This window comes from Agrococcus sp. UYP33 (assembly GCF_054060915.1).
In genome coordinates this window covers 803,726-824,955 of record NZ_JBSSDR010000002.1, presented here as the reverse complement: position 1 = coordinate 824,955, position 21,230 = coordinate 803,726, and the positions used below count along the sequence as shown (strand labels likewise).

Annotated in this window: 17 protein-coding genes; 7 read left to right on the top strand and 10 right to left on the bottom strand. The window is 73.4% G+C overall.

All coding sequences use genetic code 11. From position 1 onward, the window contains the following. Nucleotides 1-100: 100 nt before the first annotated feature. From ACVWW9_RS14300 to ACVWW9_RS14285, 4 genes are read right to left on the bottom strand one after another with little or no spacing between them, the layout of a single operon-like run. A complete protein-coding gene (locus tag ACVWW9_RS14300) occupies nt 101-1,504 on the bottom strand; it encodes an aldehyde dehydrogenase family protein (RefSeq protein WP_456516022.1) in 1,404 nt (467 codons plus the stop codon). Nucleotides 1,505-1,532: 28 nt separating this feature from the next. Then, entirely contained in the window at nt 1,533-2,624 is a 1,092-nt protein-coding gene (locus tag ACVWW9_RS14295) for a GNAT family N-acetyltransferase (protein WP_456516021.1), read from the bottom strand. Continuing rightward, nucleotides 2,621-3,715: an N-acetyltransferase family protein gene (locus tag ACVWW9_RS14290; RefSeq protein ID WP_456516020.1), complete on the bottom strand. Its 1,095-nt coding sequence runs from the start codon at nt 3,713-3,715 to the stop codon at nt 2,621-2,623. Before ACVWW9_RS14290 ends, ACVWW9_RS14295 begins: the two co-directional genes overlap by 4 nt. Then, nucleotides 3,712-4,788 (bottom strand): N-acetyltransferase family protein, encoded by a 1,077-nt coding sequence (locus ACVWW9_RS14285; RefSeq protein ID WP_456516019.1) that lies wholly within the window; start codon nt 4,786-4,788, stop codon nt 3,712-3,714. Before ACVWW9_RS14285 ends, ACVWW9_RS14290 begins: the two co-directional genes overlap by 4 nt. Before the next feature lie 124 nt (nt 4,789-4,912). Here ACVWW9_RS14285 and smc point away from each other — a divergent pair, with 124 nt between their 5' ends. Then, a complete protein-coding gene (gene smc, locus ACVWW9_RS14280; RefSeq protein ID WP_456516018.1) occupies nt 4,913-8,395 on the top strand; it encodes a chromosome segregation protein SMC in 3,483 nt (1,160 codons plus the stop codon). Nucleotides 8,396-8,416: 21 nt separating this feature from the next. Here smc and ACVWW9_RS14275 read toward each other — a convergent pair whose 3' ends face one another. Further along, a complete protein-coding gene (locus ACVWW9_RS14275) occupies nt 8,417-8,899 on the bottom strand; it encodes a hypothetical protein (RefSeq protein ID WP_456516017.1) in 483 nt (160 codons plus the stop codon). A 202-nt stretch (nt 8,900-9,101) separates the two neighbouring features. Further along, nucleotides 9,102-9,773: a hypothetical protein gene (locus ACVWW9_RS14270; protein ID WP_456516016.1), complete on the bottom strand. Its 672-nt coding sequence runs from the start codon at nt 9,771-9,773 to the stop codon at nt 9,102-9,104. Between the two features lie 93 nt (nt 9,774-9,866). Here ACVWW9_RS14270 and ACVWW9_RS14265 point away from each other — a divergent pair, with 93 nt between their 5' ends. Then, complete coding sequence (locus tag ACVWW9_RS14265) at nt 9,867-10,607, top strand: arginase family protein (RefSeq protein WP_456516015.1); 741 nt, start codon at nt 9,867-9,869, stop codon at nt 10,605-10,607. Nucleotides 10,608-10,652: 45 nt separating this feature from the next. Here ACVWW9_RS14265 and ACVWW9_RS14260 read toward each other — a convergent pair whose 3' ends face one another. Beyond that, the gene (locus ACVWW9_RS14260; protein ID WP_456516014.1) at nt 10,653-12,023 is read right to left on the bottom strand and encodes an FAD-binding oxidoreductase; all 1,371 of its coding nucleotides are present in this window, start codon (nt 12,021-12,023) and stop codon (nt 10,653-10,655) included. Between the two features lie 62 nt (nt 12,024-12,085). On the opposite strand from ACVWW9_RS14260, the gene ACVWW9_RS14255 reads away from it, so the two are divergent. Both ACVWW9_RS14255 and ACVWW9_RS14250 read left to right on the top strand, forming a co-directional pair. Beyond that, nucleotides 12,086-13,228, top strand: coding sequence for a class I SAM-dependent methyltransferase (locus ACVWW9_RS14255; RefSeq protein WP_456516013.1), 1,143 nt, complete (start codon nt 12,086-12,088; stop codon nt 13,226-13,228). Between the two features lie 13 nt (nt 13,229-13,241). Further along, entirely contained in the window at nt 13,242-14,162 is a 921-nt protein-coding gene (locus ACVWW9_RS14250; protein WP_456516012.1) for a DUF817 domain-containing protein, read from the top strand. A 240-nt stretch (nt 14,163-14,402) separates the two neighbouring features. Here the strand turns inward: ACVWW9_RS14250 and ACVWW9_RS14245 are convergent, their stop codons facing one another. Together ACVWW9_RS14245 and ACVWW9_RS14240 are read right to left on the bottom strand one after the other, a co-directional pair. After that, nucleotides 14,403-15,242: a DNA-3-methyladenine glycosylase family protein gene (locus ACVWW9_RS14245; protein WP_456516011.1), complete on the bottom strand. Its 840-nt coding sequence runs from the start codon at nt 15,240-15,242 to the stop codon at nt 14,403-14,405. Between the two features lie 7 nt (nt 15,243-15,249). Next, nucleotides 15,250-16,536, bottom strand: coding sequence for a TerC family protein (locus ACVWW9_RS14240; RefSeq protein WP_354260132.1), 1,287 nt, complete (start codon nt 16,534-16,536; stop codon nt 15,250-15,252). 169 nt (nt 16,537-16,705) lie between these two features. Between ACVWW9_RS14240 and ftsY the strand changes: the two genes are divergently transcribed. Both ftsY and ACVWW9_RS14230 read left to right on the top strand, forming a co-directional pair. Next, nucleotides 16,706-17,575, top strand: coding sequence for a signal recognition particle-docking protein FtsY (gene ftsY / locus ACVWW9_RS14235; RefSeq protein WP_123698210.1), 870 nt, complete (start codon nt 16,706-16,708; stop codon nt 17,573-17,575). Between the two features lie 74 nt (nt 17,576-17,649). Next, nucleotides 17,650-18,327, top strand: coding sequence for a hypothetical protein (locus ACVWW9_RS14230; protein WP_456516010.1), 678 nt, complete (start codon nt 17,650-17,652; stop codon nt 18,325-18,327). Nucleotides 18,328-18,332: 5 nt separating this feature from the next. Here ACVWW9_RS14230 and ACVWW9_RS14225 read toward each other — a convergent pair whose 3' ends face one another. After that, a complete protein-coding gene (locus ACVWW9_RS14225) occupies nt 18,333-19,496 on the bottom strand; it encodes an AMP-binding protein (RefSeq protein ID WP_456516009.1) in 1,164 nt (387 codons plus the stop codon). Between the two features lie 79 nt (nt 19,497-19,575). On the opposite strand from ACVWW9_RS14225, the gene ffh reads away from it, so the two are divergent. Next, nucleotides 19,576-21,117, top strand: a complete 1,542-nt coding sequence (gene ffh / locus ACVWW9_RS14220; RefSeq protein ID WP_354260141.1) for a signal recognition particle protein — start codon at nt 19,576-19,578, stop codon at nt 21,115-21,117. The last annotated feature ends 113 nt before the right edge of the window (nt 21,118-21,230 follow it).

The following is a 21,230-nucleotide window of genomic DNA, read 5'->3' as shown; positions in this document are numbered from 1 at the left end:
TACTCGATCAGCGGGTGGGGCGGCGCTTCGCACTGCTACTCGATCAGCGGGTGGGGCGGCGCTTCGCACTGCTACTCGATCAGCGGGTGGGGCGGGTGGGTCAGCCGAGGATGCGCTTCGCGAGCCTGCCGCGCAGCTCGGTGAACGGCGGGTAGATCACCCGCAGCGTGTCGACCGCGGTCGGCTTCGAGAGCACGGCCTTCCGGTGGCTGAAGACCTCGAACGAGTGCCGCCCGTGGTACGCGCCCGAGCCGCTCTCGCCGACGCCGCCGAACGGCAGCCCCGCCGCGCCGACGTGCGCGACGGCGATGTTGATGCCGAGCCCGCCCGATGAGGTCTCGCGCTCGACGCGCCGCACGGCATCCCGGTCCCGCGCGAAGACGTAGAGCGCGAGCGGCTTGTCGCGCCCGCGCATCGTCTCGATGAAGCCGTCGACGCCGTCGACGGGCAGCACGGGCAGGATCGGGCCGAAGATCTCCTCCTGCATCACCGGTGCATCCTCGGCGACGTCCGTGAGGATGGTGGGCGCGATGTAGCGCGCGGCGGCGTCCACCTCGCCGCCGGTCACCACGGAGCCGCTGCCGAGCAGGCCGCGCAGGCGCTCGAGGTGCCGGCCGTTGACGATGCGCGCGAAGTCGGGCGATGTGCGCGCGTCGCCGAGCTGCTCGGCGGTCGCGAGGCGCAGCTGCTCGACGAGCTCGTCGGCGACCTCCCGGTCGACGCGGATGTGGTCGGGCGCGACGCAGGTCTGCCCCGCGTTGATCCACTTGCCCCACGCGATGCGGCGGGCGGCCGCCGCGATGTCGGCCGAGCGGTGCACGTAGACGGGGCTCTTGCCGCCGAGCTCGAGCACGGTCGGCGTCAGGTGCTTCGCCGCGGCCGCGGCGACGACCCGCGCGACCGTGCCGTTGCCGGTGTAGAAGATGAGGTCCCAGCGCTGCTCGAGCAGCGCCGTCGTCTCGTCGACGCCGCCCTCCACCACCCGCACCGAGCGGGGGTCGAGGTGCTGTGGCGCGAGTCGCGCGAGCAGCCGCGAGGTGGCGGGCGCGAGCTCGCTCGGCTTCACCACCGCGGCGTCACCCGCGGTGATCGCCCCGATGAGCGGCGCGAGCGCGAGGTGCAGCGGATAGTTCCACGGCGCGATGATGAGCGTCGCGCCGAGCGGCTCGGGGACCGTGCGCGCCGACGCCGGCTGCAGCGCGAGCGGCGCCGCGACCCGCGTGGGCGCCATCCAGCGCCGGAGGCTCCTGCGAGCCGCGCGCGCCTCCGCGACGACGTAGCCGATCTCGGTGAGGTGCGCCTCGATCTCGCTCTTGCCGAGGTCGGCCTTCAGCGCCGACTCCCACTCCGACGCGTGCTGCAGCAGCATGCGCACGAGCCCCTCGAGCTGCTGCTCGCGGTACGCCCGCGGCCGGGTGACGCCGCCATCGACCGCGGCCCGCAGCTCGGCGGCGATGCCGTCGACGGATGCGGCAGGTGGGGCTTCGGTGCGGATGTCGCTCATCCGCTCATGCTGGCAGGTCACGCTGTGCTCAACCGGCGGGGGAGACGCGCTTCTGCCAGCCGCCCTCGGCGCCGACCGGCGTGAAGCCGAGCGCCTCGTTCACCGCGAGCATCGGGCGGTTCTCCTCGGCGTTCCAGGTGACGACGCGCGAGCGGTCGGGGTGGAGTCGGCCCAGCTGCAGCAGGTTCTCGGCCTTCACGAGCATGCCGAGCCGGTGTCCGCGGTGGTCGGCGTGCACGAGCGTGTCCTCCTGCGTGGCCGGGCGGCCCTCCGCGGGCACGAGCAGCACGGTGAAGGCGACCACCTCGCCGGTCGCGCGATGCACCGCAGCAGCCTGCAGGATCGACTGCCCGGCCTCCTCGAGCTCGCGCTCCGTGCGCTCGAGCCGTGCGGCGTCCCAGTGCTCGTCATCGGCGTCCAGCCCCGCGCTCGGGACATCCGTCGCCATCCGGGCGTGCAGGGCCGCCATGCCGTCGCGAAGCTCCGGCGGCGTGCGACCCGACCACGAGCGCGCCTCGTAGGCGTCGCCCGCCTTCGCAGCCGCATCCGCGCGGTGCTGCTCGAGGGAGCCCCTGGCCGCCTCGACGTCGAGCTCGGAGATGCGCTCGACCTGCTCGAGCGCGTAGCCCATCGCGACGGCCAGCCGCGCCGCGGCATCCGCGGCCACCGAGCCGTGCCCGCTCACGGGCGAGATCGCGGCGTCGCCCTCGACGGGCGCCCGGTGGTCGGCCCACGCCTGCAGTGTCGTCGCGCCGAGCTCGATGGCGATCCGCTCGGTGTGCTCGGCGATCGCTCGACCCAGGCCGTGACCGCGTGCGTCGGGCACGACCCAGGCGGAGACGTAGGCGACAGAGGATCCCTCCTCGGTGTTGAGCGCGGCCACGGAACGGCCGACGTCGCGGCCGTCCTCGACGACGAGGAAGCGGCGCACGACCTCGTCCTCCTGGTGGCGCATGCTCGCGAGGATCTCGCCGACCGTCGTGTCGCGCGAGTCGTCGCCCCAGAAGTCCTGCGTGACGCGGTTGGCCGTCGCGACGTAGCGAGCGATGCGCGAGAGCGCAGGCTCGTCGAAGCCGTCGGCAGGAGCCTCGAGCTCCAGGTACTCCACCGTGCCGGTCATGTCGCCGACTCCTTCCGCTGCCAGACCCCGCCGTGGCAGATCGTCTCGAACCCGAGCGCCTCGTTCACCGACAGCATCGGGCGGTTCTCCTCGGCGTTCCAGGTGCGGACGACGCCCCGAGGGTCGCGCTCGGCGACCGCGAGCAGGTTGGCGACCTTCACCGCCATGCCGAGCCGGTGCCCGCGGTGCTCGCCGTGCACGAGCGTGTCGTGCTGGTACCAGGGCTCGCCGACGCCCTGCCCTGCGAGCGTCGTGAACGCCACGACGTCGCCCGTCGAGACCTCGACGGCGACCGCGCGCAGCAGTGTGCGCCCGCCGTCGAGCTGGCTCGTCTCGTAGCGCTCGAGCCGCTCCGCGTCCCAGCCCTCGGCCTCGTGCTCGACGCCCGCCGACGGCGCGTCCGTCGACATGCGCGCGTGCAGCGCGGCGAGCGATGCGACCCGCTCGGCCGGCGCTCGACCCGCCCAGGTCTCGACGCGGTACCGCGGCGCGGCATGCGCCTCGGCATCGGCGCGGTGCGCGGCCAGCGCAGGCACGGCGGCCGCGAGGCGCAGCTCGCTCGCCCGCTCGATCTGCTCGAGCTCGAAGCCGTAGCGCTGCAGCAGCGCCACCTGCGCGCTCGCGGCGGGAATCTCGCCGAAGCCGGTCGGCGACGGGATCGTCGGTCCGGGCTCCGGGTGGTGGTCGACCCAGGCCTGGAGCGTCGTCGCGCCGCGCTCCCGCATCCGCGCGATGAGGTCGTCGGCGAGCGCCGTGCCGACGCCACGGCGCCGCGCGCTCGGGAGCACCATCACGTCGACCTCGGCGATCGTCGTCCCCTCGAGCAGGCCGCGCGAGGCGTAGCCCCGCCCCGCGGGCACCCCGTCGAGGAGCGCGACCGTGCGGAGGTCGTCGCTCTCGCCCACCTGGCTCTGCCACTGCGCCCACGCCTCCCGATAGCTGAAGGCGTGGCTCTCGTCGCCGCCCCACCCGTCGACGACCACCGCGTTGCGCACGTCGACGAGCATCCGCAGCCGCCTGGCGCCCTCGCTGTCGTCGTCCCATGCCGCCGGCACGGGCACGTCGATGATCTCGATGATCTCGATGGTCATCGCTCCGCCTTCCACTGCCACTGCGCCTCGTAGGCGACCGGTGCGAATCCGGATGCCTCGTTCACGGCGAGCATCGGCCGGTTCTCCTCGGCGTTCCAGGTGACGACGCGCACGAGCTCCGGTCGCAGCTCGCGGAGCCGCACGAGGTTGTCGAGCTTCATGAGCATGCCGAGGCCGTGCCCGCGGTGCGGCTTCGTGACGAGGGTGTCGTGCTGGCGGGCAGTCGCACCGCTCAGCGGCAGGATGAGCGTCGAGAAGCCGCCGAGCTCGCCCGTCGACCGCTCGCGCGCCGCGACCGTGAGCAGCGTGCGGCCGCCCGCCTGCACGGTGCGCTCGAACTCGGCGAGCCGCGCCTCATCCCACACCTCCTCCTCCCACGCGAGGTTGCCGATCGGCGCATCCGTCGACATGCGCTCGTAGAGCGTCCGCATCGCCGGCCGGTGCTCGGCGGGCGTGCCGCCGATCCAGCGCACGAGCTCGTACCCCGGCGCACCGGCCGCTGCCGCGGCGAGCCGCGAGTCGAGGTCGGGCAGGTCGGCGAGCTCCGCCACGCTCACCCGATAGACCTGCTCGAGGGCGTAGCCGCGGCGCACGAGCGGCGCGGCCTCCGGATGCGCGGGGTCGGCACCGCCGAAGCCGCTCGTCGCCGTCACGGTGCCCTCGGCGGCACCGACGGTCGACATGATGACCGTCGAGCGCCCGTCCGTAGCCGCGAGCTCGTGGGCGCGCTCGGTGAGCGCCTCGGCGAGCTCGTGCTGCTCGGCGGCGCTCAGCGCGCTCGAGAGCTCGGGCTGCGCCTCGACGACGTCGGTCGAGTCGAGCAGGTTCGAGTAGAGCGTGATGATGCCCACGAGCCGGTCGCCGTCCCACGCGTGCAGCCGGTCGAGCCGGTAGTCGGCGTTCGGCTGCAGCGAGGCGAGGAACTCGACCGGGGTGTTCACGTAGAGGCCCTCGCCGTAGCGCTCGGCGTTGCTGCGCTCGTTGTAGGCGTGGGCGAGGCGGAACTCGTCGCCCGCCGGGCCGTCCTCGTCCGGGTGCGCCGGCAGCACCATGGGGCGGATGTCGATCTGCATGGGATTCCGCCGCTCGCACCGGCACCGTGCCGGCGGGCAGCCTTGCAGAGTAGACGCGCGCGTGCCGTCCGCGCAACGCGCGACCGCCCGGCTACGGTGTTCCCAGCACCGACCCGGGAGCCGCATGCACCTCAAGAGCCTGACCGTCAAGGGCTTCAAGTCGTTCGCGCGCCCGACGACCTTCCAGTTCGAGCCGGGCGTCACGTGCGTCGTCGGCCCGAACGGGTCGGGCAAGTCGAACGTCGTCGACGCCCTCGCCTGGGTGATGGGGGAGCAGGGCGCGAAGACGCTCCGCGGCGGCAAGATGGAGGACGTCATCTTCGCCGGCACCGCGACCACGGGGCCGCTCGGCCGCGCGCACGTCGAGCTGACGATCGACAACGCCGACGGCGCGCTGCCGATCGAGTACGCCGAGGTGCAGATCTCGCGCACGCTCTTCCGCAACGGCGGCTCCGAGTACGCGATCAACGGCGAGTCCTGCCGACTGCTCGACGTGCAGGAGCTGCTGAGCGACTCGGGCCTCGGCCGGGAGATGCACGTCATCGTCGGCCAGGGCCAGCTCGACAACGTGCTGCAGGCGACGCCGGCGGACCGCCGCGGCTACATCGAGGAGGCCGCGGGCATCCTCAAGCACCGGCGGCGCAAGGAGAAGACGCTCCGCAAGCTCGACGCGATGCAGGCCAACCTCACGCGGCTGCAGGACCTCACGGGCGAGATCCGCCGCCAGCTGAAGCCGCTGGGCCAGCAGGCCGAGATCGCGAAGGAGGCCGCGACCATCCAGGCGACGGTCCGCGACGCTCGCGCACGGCTCATGGCCGACGAGGTCGTCGGGCTGCGCCAGCAGCTGGAGTCGGCCGCCCGCTCGGAGTCGGAGCGCAAGTCGGAGCGGATCGTGCTGCAGGAGCAGCTCGAGCAGGCGCGCCTCCGCGCGGGCCGCATCGAGGAGTCGATGGTCGGCGACGACGTCGACCGCGCCCGCACCGTCGCGCACGCGCTCGAGCGGGAGCTCTCGCGCCTGCAGTCGCTCCACGCGCTCGCGGGGCAGCGGCTCGCGCTGCTCGAGGAGGCGCCGGAGGTCGGCGACGCGGCACCGCTCATCACGCCCGACATGGTGCAGGCCGCGCGCGACGACGCCGCGGCGCTGGGCGCTCGGGTGGCGGATGCCGAGGGCCGCCTCGGCAAGGCCGCATCGGCGACCGCGCTGGCCCGCGCCGGGCTCGACTCGCTCGACGAGGAGATCGCCGCGCAGGCCGCGCTCGTGTCGCGCCACGACCTCGAGGCCGCAGCCCACCGCTCGAAGGTGGAGGTCGCGCAGTCGACGCTCGCGGCCCGCGAGGCGGAGGTCGCGCGACGCGAGAGCGCACTCGCGAACGCCGAGCAGCGGCTCGCCGACGCGCAGGGCGCCGCCACCGACCTCGGCGACGAGCAGGCCGACGGCGACGCGGAGTCGCTCGCGCAGCGCTACCGCGACGCCGACGACCGACAGGCTGCCCTCTCGGCTGACCTCGACGAGCGGCGCGAGGCGCTCCACGCGGTCGAGCGCGAGCGCGATGCGCTCGCCGCCCGCACCTCGGCCCTGACCGCGGCGCTCGCGACCGCGAACGCGTCGGCGGGTCTCGTCGACGCGGGCATCCCGGGACTCCGCGGCCTCGTCGCCGAGCGGGTCAAGGTGAGGAAGGGCTTCGAGGCGGCGATCGCGGCGGCGCTCGGCACGCTCGGCGAGGCGGTGCTCGCCGACACGCGCGAGGCCGCCGCGGCGGCCATCGAGCACGCGCACGAGGCCGGGCTCGGCCGCGTCGAGGCGGTCGTCGCGGATGCCACGCCCATGCGGCCCGACGTGCGCCCCGTCGAGGGCGCCGTGCACGCGCCGACGGTCGTGGATGCGCCGGCCGGCGTGCTCGGCGTGCTCGCCTTCACGTTCGTCGTCGACTCGCTGGAGGCGGCGCAGCAGGCGGGGCCGGCGATCGCCGCGCTCGAGCTCGGCGCGCCGGTGACGATCGTCACGAGGCGCGGCGACTACGTCAGCGAGTACCTGCTGCGCGGCGGCAGCGACGACGCGCAGTCGCGGCTCGAGCTGCTCGCCGAGCGAGACGCGGCAACGGAGCGGCTCGATGAGCTCTCGACCGCGATCGAGCGGGAGGCGGGTGCGCTCGAGGACGCGCGCCAGGCGCACCAGCAGGCCAAGCGCGGCGCGCAGGAGGCGCTCGAGGAGCTCCGAGCGCACGACGCGGCGTCGGCGGCGCGCGGCGAGCAGCGCAGCCGGGCTCGCGCCCGGCTCGAGTCGGCGACCGGTGAGCACCAGCGGGCCGAGGCCGCGCTCGCCGAGGCGAGGCAGGGCATCCGCGAGGCCGCGGAGGGGGTCGAGGCGGCGCAGCTCGCCCTCGAGCGCTTCCAGGCCAAGCCGCGGCCGATGCTCGACGCCTCCGCGCGCGACGGGATGCTGCAGGAGCTGGAGGCCGCGCGCACGGCTGAGACGGATCTGCGCATCGAGCTCGAGACCGCGCGCGAGCGCGTGCGAGCCGAGCTCGCCCGCGCCGAGTCGCTCGCCCGCGATGTCGAGGCGCAGCGCGCGCGGGCCGAGGAGGCCGCGCGCCGCGCCGTGCTGCGCGAGCGCCAGCGCGAGCAGGCTGCGCGGGTGCTCACCGCGATCCCGCCGGTGCTCGGGGTCGCCGATCGATCGGTCGCCGACGCCCGCGGCGTGCTCGCCGAGCGCGAGGCTGCGCGGCGCGACCGCAACGAGGAGCTCGGCAGGCTGCGCCGCGACGAGGCGAGCCTGCGCGAGCGGCTGCAGGTGATCACCGAGCACGTGCACGTCGCCGAGATGGAGGCGTACGAGCAGCGACTGCACCTGTCGAACCTGCTCGAGCGGGCCGCGAGCGAGCTGGGCCTCGAGGAGGCGGTGCTCGTCGCCGAGCACGCGCCGGAGGAGGGCTGGGACCGCAAGGCCGAGCAGGCCCGGCTGCAGGACGCGGAGCGCAAGCTCGCCCGGCTCGGCCGCGTCAACCCGCTCGCGCTCGAGGAGTTCGCCGCGCTCGAGCAGCGCCACACGTTCCTCACCGAGCAGCTCGCCGACCTCGCGTCGACCCGCAAGGACCTCGAGCAGATCATCGCCGACCTCGACGTGACGATGGAGCAGATCTTCGCGGCGGCCTTCGAGGACACGAAGGCGGCCTTCACCGAGGTCTTCCCGATCCTGTTCCCGGGCGGCTCGGGGGCGCTCGCGCTCACCGACCCAGAGAACATGCTCGAGACGGGCATCGAGGTGACGGTGCGGCCGGCCGGCAAGAAGATCGACCGCATCTCGCTGCTGTCGGGGGGCGAGCGCTCGCTCGCGGCGGTCGCGCTCATGGTCGCGATCTTCAAGGCCCGGCCGAGCCCGTTCTACATCATGGACGAGGTGGAGGCCGCGCTCGACGACGCCAACCTCGGGCGACTGCTGACCGTCTTCGAGCAGCTGCGCGAGGCGAGCCAGCTCATCATCATCACGCACCAGAAGCGGACGATGGAGATCGCGGATGCCCTCTACGGCGTCTCGATGCGCCAGGACGGCGTCTCGGCCGTCGTCGGCCAGCGCACGGTGAGGGAGCGGGAGCGCGTCGAGGCGTAGCGGGCGCGGGTCGCGACGGCTTCAGTCGACGAACCATGACGTGACGTGGATGACGCCGTCACCGTAGACCCGGTCGAACGCGGTCTGCATCGACCCGTCGTCGTAGACGACATCGACGACGTAGGTGCCGTTCTCGCCTCCGTGCCCCAGCACATCCGGCCGCTCGAGCGTGAGCAGATCCGCCTGCAGCGCCGCGAAGGACGCCTGGTCGAGGTCCCCGGCGGGGATCTCGCGCGCCGGCATCGTGAGCGCCGCGGGGTCCAGCGGCGGCTCGGTCGGCGTGACCGTGAACGCCTCGGCGTCGTAGGTGGTCCGCAGCGCGACGAGGTCGGCCCAGCGCACGCCCGACGCCTCCTCGTGCGCGACGGCCGTCCAGTCCCAGCCGACGATCGCCGGCCCACCGCACTGCGGCGGGTACGACGTGGCGACGTTGAAGCAGAGCATCGGCGTGCCCGAATCGATGACCGTGCCGACAGCGAGCACCGGCTCGGTCGCGCTCGGCATCGGCAGCTCGCCGAATCGGGGGTCGGCCGTCTCACCGATCTCCGGGTCCGCTGTCGGTGCGGACGATGACGGAGCGGGTGGCACCGTCGCTGTCTCCGAAGACGGGGGTGTCGCAGAGCCGCTGCCGGCCGTCGCCGCGCAGCCCGCCAGGACCAGCAGGGTGGCCGCCCCGACGATGGCGGTGTGCAGCCTGCTCATGGGCTCACCGTAGCGCTCGCACCACGAAGACGACGCCGTCGCCGTAGATGTCGTCGATCGCGGCCTGCACCGAGCCGTCGTCGTACGTGACGTTCAGCACGACCGTGCCGCGCTCGCCCCAGCTGCCGAGCATGTTCGGCCCGGGGATGGTCGTCAGGTCCTCCTGCACAGCCGCGATCGTCGCCTCGTCGAGCTCGCCCTCAGGGGTCTCGATCGCGGGCAGCTGGATGGCGGCGGCGCTCGTCGGCTCGCCCGTCGGCGTGAAGGTCTGCGCCTCCGCGTCGTAGGTGCCCTCGATGGCGACGCCCTGCACCCAGCGCACGCCGCCGGTCTCCTCGTGGTCGAACGCGGCCCAGTCCCACCCGAGCAGCTCCGGGCCGTCGCACTGCGGCGGCGCGGACTCGGCCACGGCACCGACGCAGAGGATCGCGCCGCCGTCCTGCTCGAGCACGGTGCCGATCGCGAGCACGGGCTCGGTCGCGCTCGGTGTCGGCAGGTCGGCGAGCCGTGCCTGCGCGTCGGCGCCCGTTCCGACGGGTGCGGCTGGAGCAGCAGGGCTGTCGGTCGCGCCCGGTGACGCGGGGGCGTCGGGAGCGCTCCCGGCTGTCGTGGCGCAGCCGGCGAGGGCGAGGGCGAGCGATGCGGCCGCGATGCCGCCGAGCACGATGCTTCTCATGGCATCACGCTAGGTCGGCGCCGCGCGAAGCACATCCCAACGTTCTCCGGCATTCGCACGTCCAGCGCTCCCCGCTCGGGCTAGCGTGACCGCATGCCGGTCATCCTGTCGCCGTTCCACCTCGACGAGCGGCTGCGCGGCGGCTGGCCGCTCGACGCCACGACCGTGCTCGACCCGTCGCTGCCCGATGCAGCGCCGTGGGAGCGCATGGCGGTCATCGCGCGCGGCATCGCGGATGCGGTCGCCGAGGAGCGTGCGCGCGGTGCGGTGCCGCTCGTGCTCTCTGGCGACTGCGTCGCGGCGCTCGCGGTCGTTGCCGGCGTGCAGCGCGCCGGCGACGACCCGGTCGTCGTCTGGCTCGACGCCCACGGCGACGTGCAGTCGCCGCAGACGAGCGCCTCCGGCTACCTCGGTGGCATGCCCATCCGGCAGCTGCTCGGCGGCGCCGACCGGACGGTCCCGGAGTCACTGGGCCTCCGGCCGCTCGACGAGGGTGACGTCGTGCTGCTCGACGGCCGCGACCTCGACCCGCCGGAGGCGGCCTTCCTCGCCGCCTCGCGCGTCCGGCACGAGCCGCTCCACGCGGTGCAGACCGACCGCCCGGTCGTGCTCCACGTCGACGTCGACGTCGTGGACGGCGCGGACCTGCCCGGCCTGCTGTTCCCGGTGGGCGGCGGACCGTCGCTCGAGCGGGTCGTGGAGGCCGTCACCGCGATCGTCGCCCGGAACGACGTCGTCGCGGTGAGCCTCGCGTGCACGACCGCGGATCGCGCGTCGGCCGGCGTGCGTGCGATCGCCGAGGCCGCGCGGGGAGCGCTCGAGCAGTCGCGCTGAGGGGTCGCGCTGAGCCGCCGCCTGATTCGCCGGGCAGCGGTGAGGTCAGCGGGGGAGTCGTCCCTCGTGCAGCACGCCGTCGGGGTCGGCGGCGTCGCGGATCGCGCGCAGCCGCGCCAGGTCGTCGGCGGTCGCGCAGCGCTCGAGCGTGTCGTCCTCGCCGAGGAAGGTCGGCACCATCCGCTCGGAGGCGTGCGGCCGCAGCAGCGCGTCGAGGCCGGCGAGGCTCGCCGCGCCCGCCTCGGGCGGTGCGCCGGGGAACATCGGCGCGAGCCCCATCGAGAGCCACGAGGCGCCCGCGAGCGTCGCGAAGCCCGGGCGCTGCGGCGCGTCGAGCGCACCGCCCAGCATGCGCATCGTCACGCCGATGAGCGCCGCCTGCTCCGGCAGCGCGCGCCACTCGAGCAGCTCGTCGATCACCGGGTCGGGCAGCGCATCGAGCGCGATCGAGCTGCCGCGGCTCGGCGACGGGTCCTCGGGCTCCATCGACATCGCGGCCATCGCCGCCTGGGTCGTCGCTCCGAGCTGCTCGCGCACCGGCGTCGCCACGGCGCGCAGGTCGGCGAGCGGTGCGAGGTCCGCCTCCGCGCGCGCGAGCACGTCGACGGTCGTGAAGCTGCGCCCGCGCACCTCCTCCGGCAGCATCGGCGCGTCCGGCATGCGCATCGTCGAGACGAACAGCCCGAGCCCCTCGGGCGCGTCCGCCGCCGCATCGCGCACGGCCCGCAGCACCGCGGGTCCGTCGGCGGCCGAGAACACGAGCGAGCCGCCGAAGAGCGTCGGCGCCTCGAGCAGGTCGATCTCGAGCTCGGTGACGATGCCGACCGCGCCGCCGGCGCCGCGCAGCGCCCACATGGTGTCGGGGTCGGATGCGTCGTCGACGCGCTCGTGCGTGCCGTCCGGCCGCACGATCCACGCGGCCCGCAGCGACTGCGCGCCGAGCCCGGCCCAGCGGCTCAGCCACGAGTGGCCGCCGCCCAGCAGGTAGCCGGCCGGGCTCACGACCCGGCTCGTGCCGGAGGGCACGACGAGGCCCGTGCCGTCGAGCGCCGCGATCACCGCGCCCCACTGCACGCCCGCGCCGACGACCGCGGTGCGTGCATCGGCGTCGATCTCGAGCCGGTCGAAGGCGGCGGGACGCGTGAGGATCGCTCCCTCGAGCGAGCCGGAGGCCCCGTGCCCGTTCGGCTGCACGGCGACGGTCGCGCCGCTGTCGCGGGCGAAGGCGAGGATCGCCTGCAGGTCGTCGACGCCTGCGGGGTAGGCGATCGCCGCGGGGCGCTGGTCGACGGCGAGGTTCCAGGGGGAGCGCTCGGCGTCGTAGCCGGGGTCGTCGGGGGTGGTGAGGCGACCGCGGAGGCTGTCGGCGAGGGAGGTGAGGGCGGCGGGGGCGACGTAACGCTGTTCCGTGGTCACGCGGGCGAACGTACTCCCTGCGACGGACGCCCGCCAGAGTCGCGAGGTGCGAGGATCGACGGGTGACCGACCGCGACGCCCTCTTCGCCGGCCTCCGCCGGTGGCCCGACGTCGAGGATGCGGCGCTGCAGGCGCACGACGCGAGCGACGCGCTCGTCCTCGACCAGGCGGCCGGGGGGATGGCACAGGGCCGGATGCCCGCCGAGGTCGTCGTGATCGGCGACCGGCACGGGGCGCTCACCCTCGGCGCGCTGCACGACGGCGCCGAGCACGTGCGGGTGCACCAGGACTCGATCGTGGGGGAGCGGGCGCTCGACGCGAACGCCGCGGCGGCGGGCATGAGCGGCTACGCGCACCACCAGCTCGACGCCTCGCTCGTGGAGGGCGCGCGGCTCGTGCTGCTGCAGCTGCCCAGGTCGCTCGACGAGCTCGACGAGATCGCCGAGCTCGTCGCTACGCACGCCGACGAGCGCGTCGTGCTCGTCGCCGGCGGGCGGGTGAAGCACATGTCGATGAGCATGAACGCGCTGCTCGAGCGCAGCTTCCGCAGCGTGCACGCGTCGCTCGGCTGGCGCAAGTCGCGGGTGCTGCGTGCGCAGGCGCCGCGTCGGCCCGGCATCAGCTGGCCGCGCACGCGCCGGCACGACGTCGCGGGGGAGCCGCTCATCGTCGCTGCCCACGGCGGCGCGTTCGCCGGCACGTCCATCGACATCGGCGCGCAGACGCTGCTCGCGCACCTGCCCGAGATCCTCGACCGCCCGCTCGCAGCGGATGCGCCGCAGGTCGTCGACCTGGCGTGCGGCACCGGCGTGCTCGGCGTCGCGCTCGCGCTCGCGCACCCCGACATCCGGGTGCTCGCGACCGACGCCTCTGCCGCGGCGATGGCGTCGGCGCGGGCGACGGCCGCCGCGAACGCGGTCGAGGACCGCGTGGTCGTGCGGCAGGCCGACGGCCTCGAGGACGTGCCCTACGGCTCCGTGCACCTCATCCTGCTGAACCCGCCGTTCCACATCGGCGCGGCCGTGCACACGGGCATCGCGGAGCGGCTCATCGCCGACGCCGGCCGGGCGCTCGCGCACGGCGGCGAGCTGTGGTGCGTGTGGAACGCCCACCTCGGCTACCGCCCGCTGCTCGATCGGATCGGCGAGACCCGGCAGGTCTCCCGCAACGCGAAGTTCGTCGTCACCGCCACGCGGCGTCGGTGACCGCACCCGCCCGATGAGCGCTCGATCGGCGTCGGCCCGCGAGTTCACCGCGGTCGAGGAGGCGATCGACCGCGCCGCGCACCGGCTGCTCGACGGCCGCGGCCGCTCGCGCTGGCGACGCGGCGTCATCGAGCTCGGCGTCTTCACGCTCAAGCAGGCGTGGGCGAGCGTCTTCGGCGGGCTGCTGCTCGCCTGCATCCTCGCCGCGCGGCTCTGGTGGCCCGACGACGCGGCCGTCGCGCGCAACGACGCGCTCACTGTCGCGGCCGTGCTGATCCAGCTGGCGATGCTGGGCTTCCGGCTCGAGACGCTGCGCGAGCTGTGGGTGGTCGCGCTCTTCCACATCGCGGGCACGGTCATGGAGCTCTTCAAGACCGACGTCGGCTCGTGGGCCTACGAGGCGGAGGGCATCCTGCGCGTCGGCGGCGTGCCGCTGTTCTCCGGCTTCATGTACGCCGCGGTCGGCTCCTACATGGTGCGCACGATGCGCATGTTCGACCTGCGCTTCACGCGCTACCCGCCGCTCTGGGCGACGATCGCGGTGGCGGTCGGCATCTACGCGAACTTCTTCCTCCACCACTTCTGGATCGACCTGCGCTGGGTGCTCGTCGCCGCGATCGTGCTGCTGTGGGGCGCGTGCACCATGCGCTTCCGCGTGCTGCGCACTCACCTGCGGATGCCGATCCTCGCGGCGTTCGCGCTCGTCGCGGTCGTGATCTGGGGCGCCGAGAACATCGCGACCTGGGGCGGCGCCTGGGCCTACCCCGACCAGGTCGGCGGCTGGCAGCCGGTGTCGTGGACGAAGATCGTCAGCTGGTTCCTGCTGATGATCCTGTCGGTGGTGCTCGTGACGCTCGTGCACCGTCCGCAGCCGGCCGCGCACGCGCGCGCCGACACGCCGTCCCCGCTGCGCGACGGCGTGCACGGCGACTGATCTGATGGCGGCACAGGAACCCGGCCACGTATGAGGTGGCCGGGCTTCGTGCATCCGGGGCTCCAATGGCGGCGGGACGGCCGCTGACGAGGAGGAGGCCCCGCGCGGTATGAGCGTGCGGGGCCTCCGGCCCTCCGAGGAGGGTCACCCTCCGGAGAGGGTCGCATCAGCATGCGCCTCGCACCGACGGAGCGCAAGCCCCGTCGGCGAACCGGCCTCGACCGATGGTCGAGGGTTCGATCAGGCCGGCTCGCTCGCCGCCGCCCAGCAGCGCAGCATGAGCGCGGAGCGGTGGCCCGCGCAGTCGGCGGCGAATGCGGCGAGGTCGGCGAGCCCGTCGCCGATGCCGAGACGCCGCGCGCCCTTCCGCACCGCGACGTCGCCCAGCAGCAGCACGTCGGGATCGCCGAGCCGCAGCGAGAGGTAGCCGACGGTCCACGGGCCGATGCCCTTGAGCTCGAGCAGCTGCGCGCGGATCGCCTCGAGGTCGGCAGTGCCAACGTGGGATGAGCGCTCGAGGGGTATCGCGCCGCTCGCGACCGCCTCGGCCGCCCGCCGCACGGTCGCGGTCTTCGCGGCGGGACCGCGCAGCACGCCGGCGCCGTCGGCGACCTGCGCCATCGTGGGGAAGCAGCGCTCGACGCCGTCGTCGGCGAGCTCCGGCGGCAACGAGTCGCCGAGCGCGCCGAGCAGCGCGAGCTGCTGCGTCGCCGCGACCACCGAGATCTGCTGCCCGACGATCGCGCGCACGAGCATCTCGTGCGCGTCGGCGCACCCCGGCTGGGCGAGCGCCGGCTGCGCGGCGATGGCGTCGGCGAGCGCCGGCACGCCGTGCCGCTCCGCCGCCCACGTGAGGCGCGCATCCGCATCGGCCCGAGCATCCGTGCCACCGGCTGCCCGGTGCAGGTCGAAGACCCGCGCGAGGTCGGGGTCGGCTGTCGTGGCGACGTCGTCGGCGACGGCCGCCGTCGCCACGCGGGGACCGCGCAGCGCGCGCCGGTAGCCATCGGGCCCGACGACCTCGACGCCCGGCACCGCGCGCGGCGCGAGCCACGCGAGGATGCCGGACGCCCCGGTCACGCGTCGGTCAGACGTTGCGGTCGCCGCGCTCGTCGAGCTCGCGCGCGTCGAGGTTCTCGCCCTTCGCGATGCGACGGCGGAGCTCATCGAGCGCATCCGGGTCCATGTCCTCGCGAGCGGCCTCGCGCAGCACGTCCTCGTGGAAGTCGGCGGCGGGCGCCTCGGTGCCCTTCGCGTCGATCACCTGGAGCGTGCCGGTCTCGGAGTGCTCGACCCGCAGCGGGCGGTAGAAGGTCCGGCCGGTCGCGTCGACGATGTGGTAGTGGCCGTCGGCGCCCAGCTCGGCCTCGGACGGGCCGAGGTGGAGCGATGCGTCGCCGGTCTGCTTGGCGTCGATGCGGATCTTGATGAGCGACGCGACGACCGCGACGACCATCGAGACGAGGATGACGAGCAGCGAGTGCCAGGTCTCGATGTGGGGGACCCACTCGATGTGCTGGCCGCCGTTGATGAACGGCAGCTCGTTCTCCTCCATGGCGTGGAAGACGAGCTTGACGCCGATGAAGCCGAGGATCGCCGCGATGCCGTAGTGCAGGTAGACGAGGCGGTCGAGCAGGCCACCGAGCAGGAAGTAGAGCTGGCGGAGACCCATGAGCGCGAAGATGTTGCACGCGAAGACGAGGAACGGATCCGTCGTCACCGAGAAGATCGCGGGGATCGAGTCGATCGCGAACAGCAGATCGGTCGTGCCGAGCGCGATGATCACCATCAGGAACGGCGTGAAGTAGCGGACGCCCTGCTCGGTGAGCGTGGCCTTGCCGCCGTTCCACGTGTCGGTGAAGTTGACGCGCTTCTTCATCAGGCGGACGACGAGGTTGTCCTTCTCGCCCGAGTCGTCGTCGTGGCCGAACGCCTGCTTGTAGGCGACGTAGACGAGGTAGCCGCCGAAGATGTAGAAGAGCCACGAGAGCTGCTCGACGAGCTGCACGCCGACGACGATGAAGATGCCGCGGAGCACGATGGCGATGAGGATGCCGATCATCAGCACCCGCTGCTGCATCTCCTTCGGCACCGAGAAGCGGCTCAGGATGATGATGAAGACGAACAGGTTGTCGATCGACAGCGAGTACTCGAGCAGCCAGCCGGTGACGAACTCGCCCGCGTGCTGGGCGTCGCCCATCACGAAGAGCACGCCGGCGAAGACGAGCGCGAGCGCGACGTAGACGACGACCCAGCCGGTCGCCTCCTTCATCGACGGCACGTGCGGCCGCTTGATGACGATGAGCAGGTCGAAGATGAGGATGGCGACGAGGATCGCCATCGAGGCGATCTCGAAGATCTGATAGGGAGTCAAGCGACGGCCTTCCGATGGGTGCGCGAACGGGCGCGAACGTCTCTCCCGCGCTTCACGCGCCGCCGCGACCGGGAGCGCAGCATCGGGCTCCGTGATGACGATCGCGGCGAGTCGGGATACTCCCCTTCGCCGGAGCCGAGTCTAGCGGCTGCCCGCCTAGCATGGACGCATGGCAGCGAAGTGGTCTCTCACCGGCGCCCTCCGGGGCATGTTCCAGCGCGAGACGATCACCGAGGAGACCTGGGACGACCTCGAGACGGCACTCATCACGGCCGACTTCGGCCCGGACATCACCGAGCAGCTCGTCGACGCGCTCCGCGCCGACGTCGAGCGGCTCATGGTCGACGACCCGCAGGACCTGCGCCGGATGCTGCGGGAGCGGCTCGAGGAGCGCTTCGCCGAGTACGACCCGACGCTCGCGCTCAAGGAGCGGCCCGCGGTCATCCTCGTGGTCGGCGTCAACGGCGTCGGCAAGACCACGACGATCGGCAAGCTCGCCCGCTTCCTCGTCGTGAACGGCCAGTCGGTCGTCGTCGGCGCCGCCGACACGTTCCGCGCCGCGGCCGTCGAGCAGCTCGCCACCTGGGCGCAGCGCGCGGGCGCAGCGATCCTGCGCCCGGAGCGCGAGGGCCAGGACCCCGCATCCGTCGCCTTCCAGACCGTCGAGGCGGCGAAGGCGCACGGCCACTCGATGTGCATCATCGACACCGCCGGCCGCCTGCACACCAAGGGCGGGCTCATGGACGAGCTCGGCAAGATCAAGCGCGTCATCGAGAAGCAGTCGCCGATCGCGGAGGTGCTGCTCGTGCTCGACGCGACCACCGGCCAGAACGGCGTCAACCAGGCGATGGCGTTCATCGAGCACGCGGGCATCACGGGCCTCGTCGTGACGAAGCTCGACGGCAGCGCCAAGGGCGGGTTCATCCTCGCGGTGCAGGAGCGCACCGGCATCCCGATCAAGCTCATCGGCCAGGGCGAGGGCATCGACGACCTGACCGGGTTCACGCCGCACGTCTTTGTCGAGCAGCTCGTCGGGTAGACCGCGTTTCCGAATCGGCCCGTGGACGAACCCGCGCGTCGTCTGCATACTGCCGTCATGAAGCGGAGCCGCTCGTGAGACGGCTGCGGGCACTGCTCGCAGCGGCGCTGCTGACGGTCGCGCTCGTCGCATGTGCTTCGGGCGCGCCGACCGCGAGTGCGCCGACCGCGAGCGCGCCGACCGCGAGCGCGCCGGCGGCGCACTCGATGGAGGCCCAGCGCGATCCGCCATCCGGGATGCCGCCGCCGGTGCTCGCGGAGGACTGTCGCTCGCTGACGGGCATCCTTCCGGTGTCTCCGACCGACCTCGACCCGTATGGGAACACCTGGGCGTTCGCGCTCCGCTACGCGCTCGCCGTCGACCAGCCGGACGCATTCGCCTCCGTGGGCATCCGGGTCGACGAGGTCGTCGTCTATCCGGTCGCCCACGACGTCGAGGGCACGCGACAGGTCGTGGACGCAGCGACCGACGGGCTCGCCGCGGCAGGCTTCACCGTCGGGCAATGGCGGCTGGGCGAGCCTCGCTCCTGGACCTTCACCGACCTCTGCAGCACCTTCGAGCTGCTCCTCGCAGCGGACAGCCCCGACATCGTCGGCCATGGCCCCACGGACGACGGGCACATGGAGGTGTGGGTCCCCGACGAGCGCGCCAGGTCGAGCCCGATCCTCGCCGACATCGAGGCGCGCCGTCCCGGGATGCTGCTCGTGACCCTCCAGGTCGGCGAGATCGTCGCCGAGGTGGGCGGCGGCTAGGCCCGCTAGTCCGACGTGTCGGGCTGCGTGAGCGGGCCGACGATCGTCAGCATGCCGTCCTCGATGCGGGCGCGGTCCTCGGTGATCACGGTCGAGTGCGCGCCGCGCACCCACAGCAGGCCGCTCGCGTCGCCGCGGCCGCGGTGGCCGACGATGCCGAAGTCGCTGCCCGGCAGGCGTCGCCCGACGGTGCCGGGATGCGCCGAGAGCAGCTCGGGCGTCGCGACCGCGACCGTGCCGGTCTGCACCGACCCGTAGGCGCTCAGCACGATCGGACCCCAGACGGTGTGGAGGCGGCGCACGAGGTCGGCGTCGACATCCTGGCCGGCGACCACGATGCGGCGCAGCCGCGGGGGCGCCTCGCCGGTGCGCTCGAGCTCGTCGAGGATGCCGGCGAGCTGGCTCGGTGAGGCGGAGAGCACCGATACGAAGCGGTCGCGGATGATGCGGATGCGATCGGCCGACGGCGTGTGGGCGGCGCTCACGAGCGTCGCGCCGGTGAGCAGCGCCATGCCGAGCAGCTGCAATCCCTTGCCGCGGTGCAGCGGCGCGCAGGTGAGGATGACGTCGGTGCCCTCGATGCCGAGCCGGTCGTGCAGGCCGGCGAGCTGCCGCAGGCCCTGCACGCCCATCGCGCCCTGCACGTGCGTGGTGATGGTGCCGGCGAGCGAGCGGTCGGGGAGCACGATGCGCGCGCGGCGGCGCGGTCGGGCGAGCCCGGAGCCGTCGCTCGTCGACCACGCGACGATCTGCTCGGCCTGCACCGTCGGCCCGCGGTGCCAGGCGGGCGCCTCGCCGTCGTGGATGAGCAGCGCGTCCTGCGGCACGGCGCGGCGGAATTCCTCGAGCGAGCCGCGGCTCACCGGCATGACGTCGAGCCCGAGCCGCGCGACGGCGATGAGCGAGAGCGGCATCGCCGGTCCGGCGCACGCGATCACGACCGGCCGCGGTGTGCGGTCGAGCGGGCCGAGGTAGAGCACCGCGGCGACGCCCTGCGCCGCGCTCCAGAGCTCCCCGAAGGTCACGCTCCAGCCGTCCACGACGAGCCCGAGCCTGTCGCGGTGCACGCGCGCCGCGTGGCGGGCGAGGGCCGTGATGGTGAAGCCGTGGAAGCGGACGCTGCGCGCCAGCGACCTGGCGTGCGACGGCGGCATGCCTCGAAGACGCATCCGGACCCTCCTCGTGCTGGCGGCAGGCGAGGCCTGCTCGCCACCAGCATGCCAGTCGGATCGGTAGACTCGGCCCATCATGGCTGCCTTCGGTTCACTCTCCACCCGCCTCACCGAGACCCTCGCCAAGCTGCGGACGAAGGGCAAGCTCTCGGCGGCGGACGTCGACGGCACGGTGCGGGAGATCCGTCGCGCCCTGCTCGACGCGGATGTCGCGCTCGAGGTCGTGAAGTCGTTCACCGCCGCGGTGCGCGAGCGCGCCCTCGGCGCGGAGGTCTCCGAGGCGCTCAACCCCGCGCAGCAGGTCGTGCAGATCGTCAACGACGAGCTCGTCGGCATCCTCGGCGGCGAGTCGCGCCGGCTCGAGCTCGCGAAGCAGCCGCCCACCGTCATCATGCTCGCCGGCCTCCAGGGCGCCGGCAAGACGACCCTCGCGGGCAAGCTCGCGAAGCACCTGCTCGGCCAGGGGCACACGCCGCTGCTCGTCGCGAGCGACCTGCAGCGACCGAACGCCGTCACGCAGCTGCAGGTCGTCGGCGGCCAGGCGGGCGTGCCCGTCTTCGCCCCCGAGCCCGGCAACGGCGTCGGCGACCCGGTGCGCGTCGCCCGCGACGGCGTCGCCGAGGGCAAGCGCAAGCAGCACGACATCGTCATCGTCGACACGGCCGGCCGCCTCGGCGTCGACGCCGACATGATGCGCCAAGCCGCGGACATCCGTCGCGCCGTGCAGCCCGACGAGGTGCTGTTCGTCATCGACGCGATGATCGGCCAGGACGCGGTCGCGACCGCGAAGGCCTTCCAGGAGGGCGTCGACTTCACCGGCGTCGTGCTGACGAAGCTCGACGGCGACGCGCGCGGTGGCGCCGCGCTCTCGATCCGCGGCATGACCGGCAAGCCGATCCTCTTCGCGTCGACGGGCGAGTCGCTCGACGACTTCGAGCCCTTCCACCCCGACCGCATGGCGAGCCGCATCCTCGACCTCGGCGACATCCTCACGCTCATCGAGCAGGCGCAGAAGGCCTTCGACGAGGACGAAGCCCTCCGCATGGCGGAGGCGATCGCGACCGACGGCTTCACGCTCGAGGACTTCCTCAAGCAGATGCAGCAGCTGCGCAAGGCCGGCAACTTCAAGCAGATGCTCGGGATGCTGCCGGGCGGCAAGGGCATGCGCCAGGCGATCGACTCGTTCGACGAGCGCGAGCTCGTGCGCACCGAGGCGATCATCCAGTCGATGACGCCGCAGGAGCGCAAGCAGTCGAAGCTGCTCAACGGCTCGCGCCGGCTGCGCATCGCGCGCGGCGCAGGCGTGACCGTGACCGACGTCAACCAGCTCGTCTCGCGCTTCGAGCAGGCGGCGAAGATGATGAAGACGGTCGCGAAGGGCGGCGTGCCCAACATGCCCGGCATGGGTCCGATGCCTCCGGGCATGCGCGCGCCGAAGAAGGCCGCGAAGCCGCAGGGCAAGCAGCAGCGACGGTCCGGCAACCCCGCCAAGCGCCAGGAGCCCGCGGTGGAGGCGCCGCAGGGGAGCGCCTTCGGGAAGCCCAAGGCAGAGGGCGCCTTCGGCGAGCTCTCCGGCCCCGACCAGGCGGCGCTGCAGCGCATGCTCGGCAACGGCTGACGCGCCGCGCCGAAAGATTTGACTTAGGTAAGGCTTACCTCATAGCCTGCTATCAGATATGCAGGGCCGCCCGCGGCCGCATGCTGACCTCGCCCCGCTGAGCCCACGCCGGT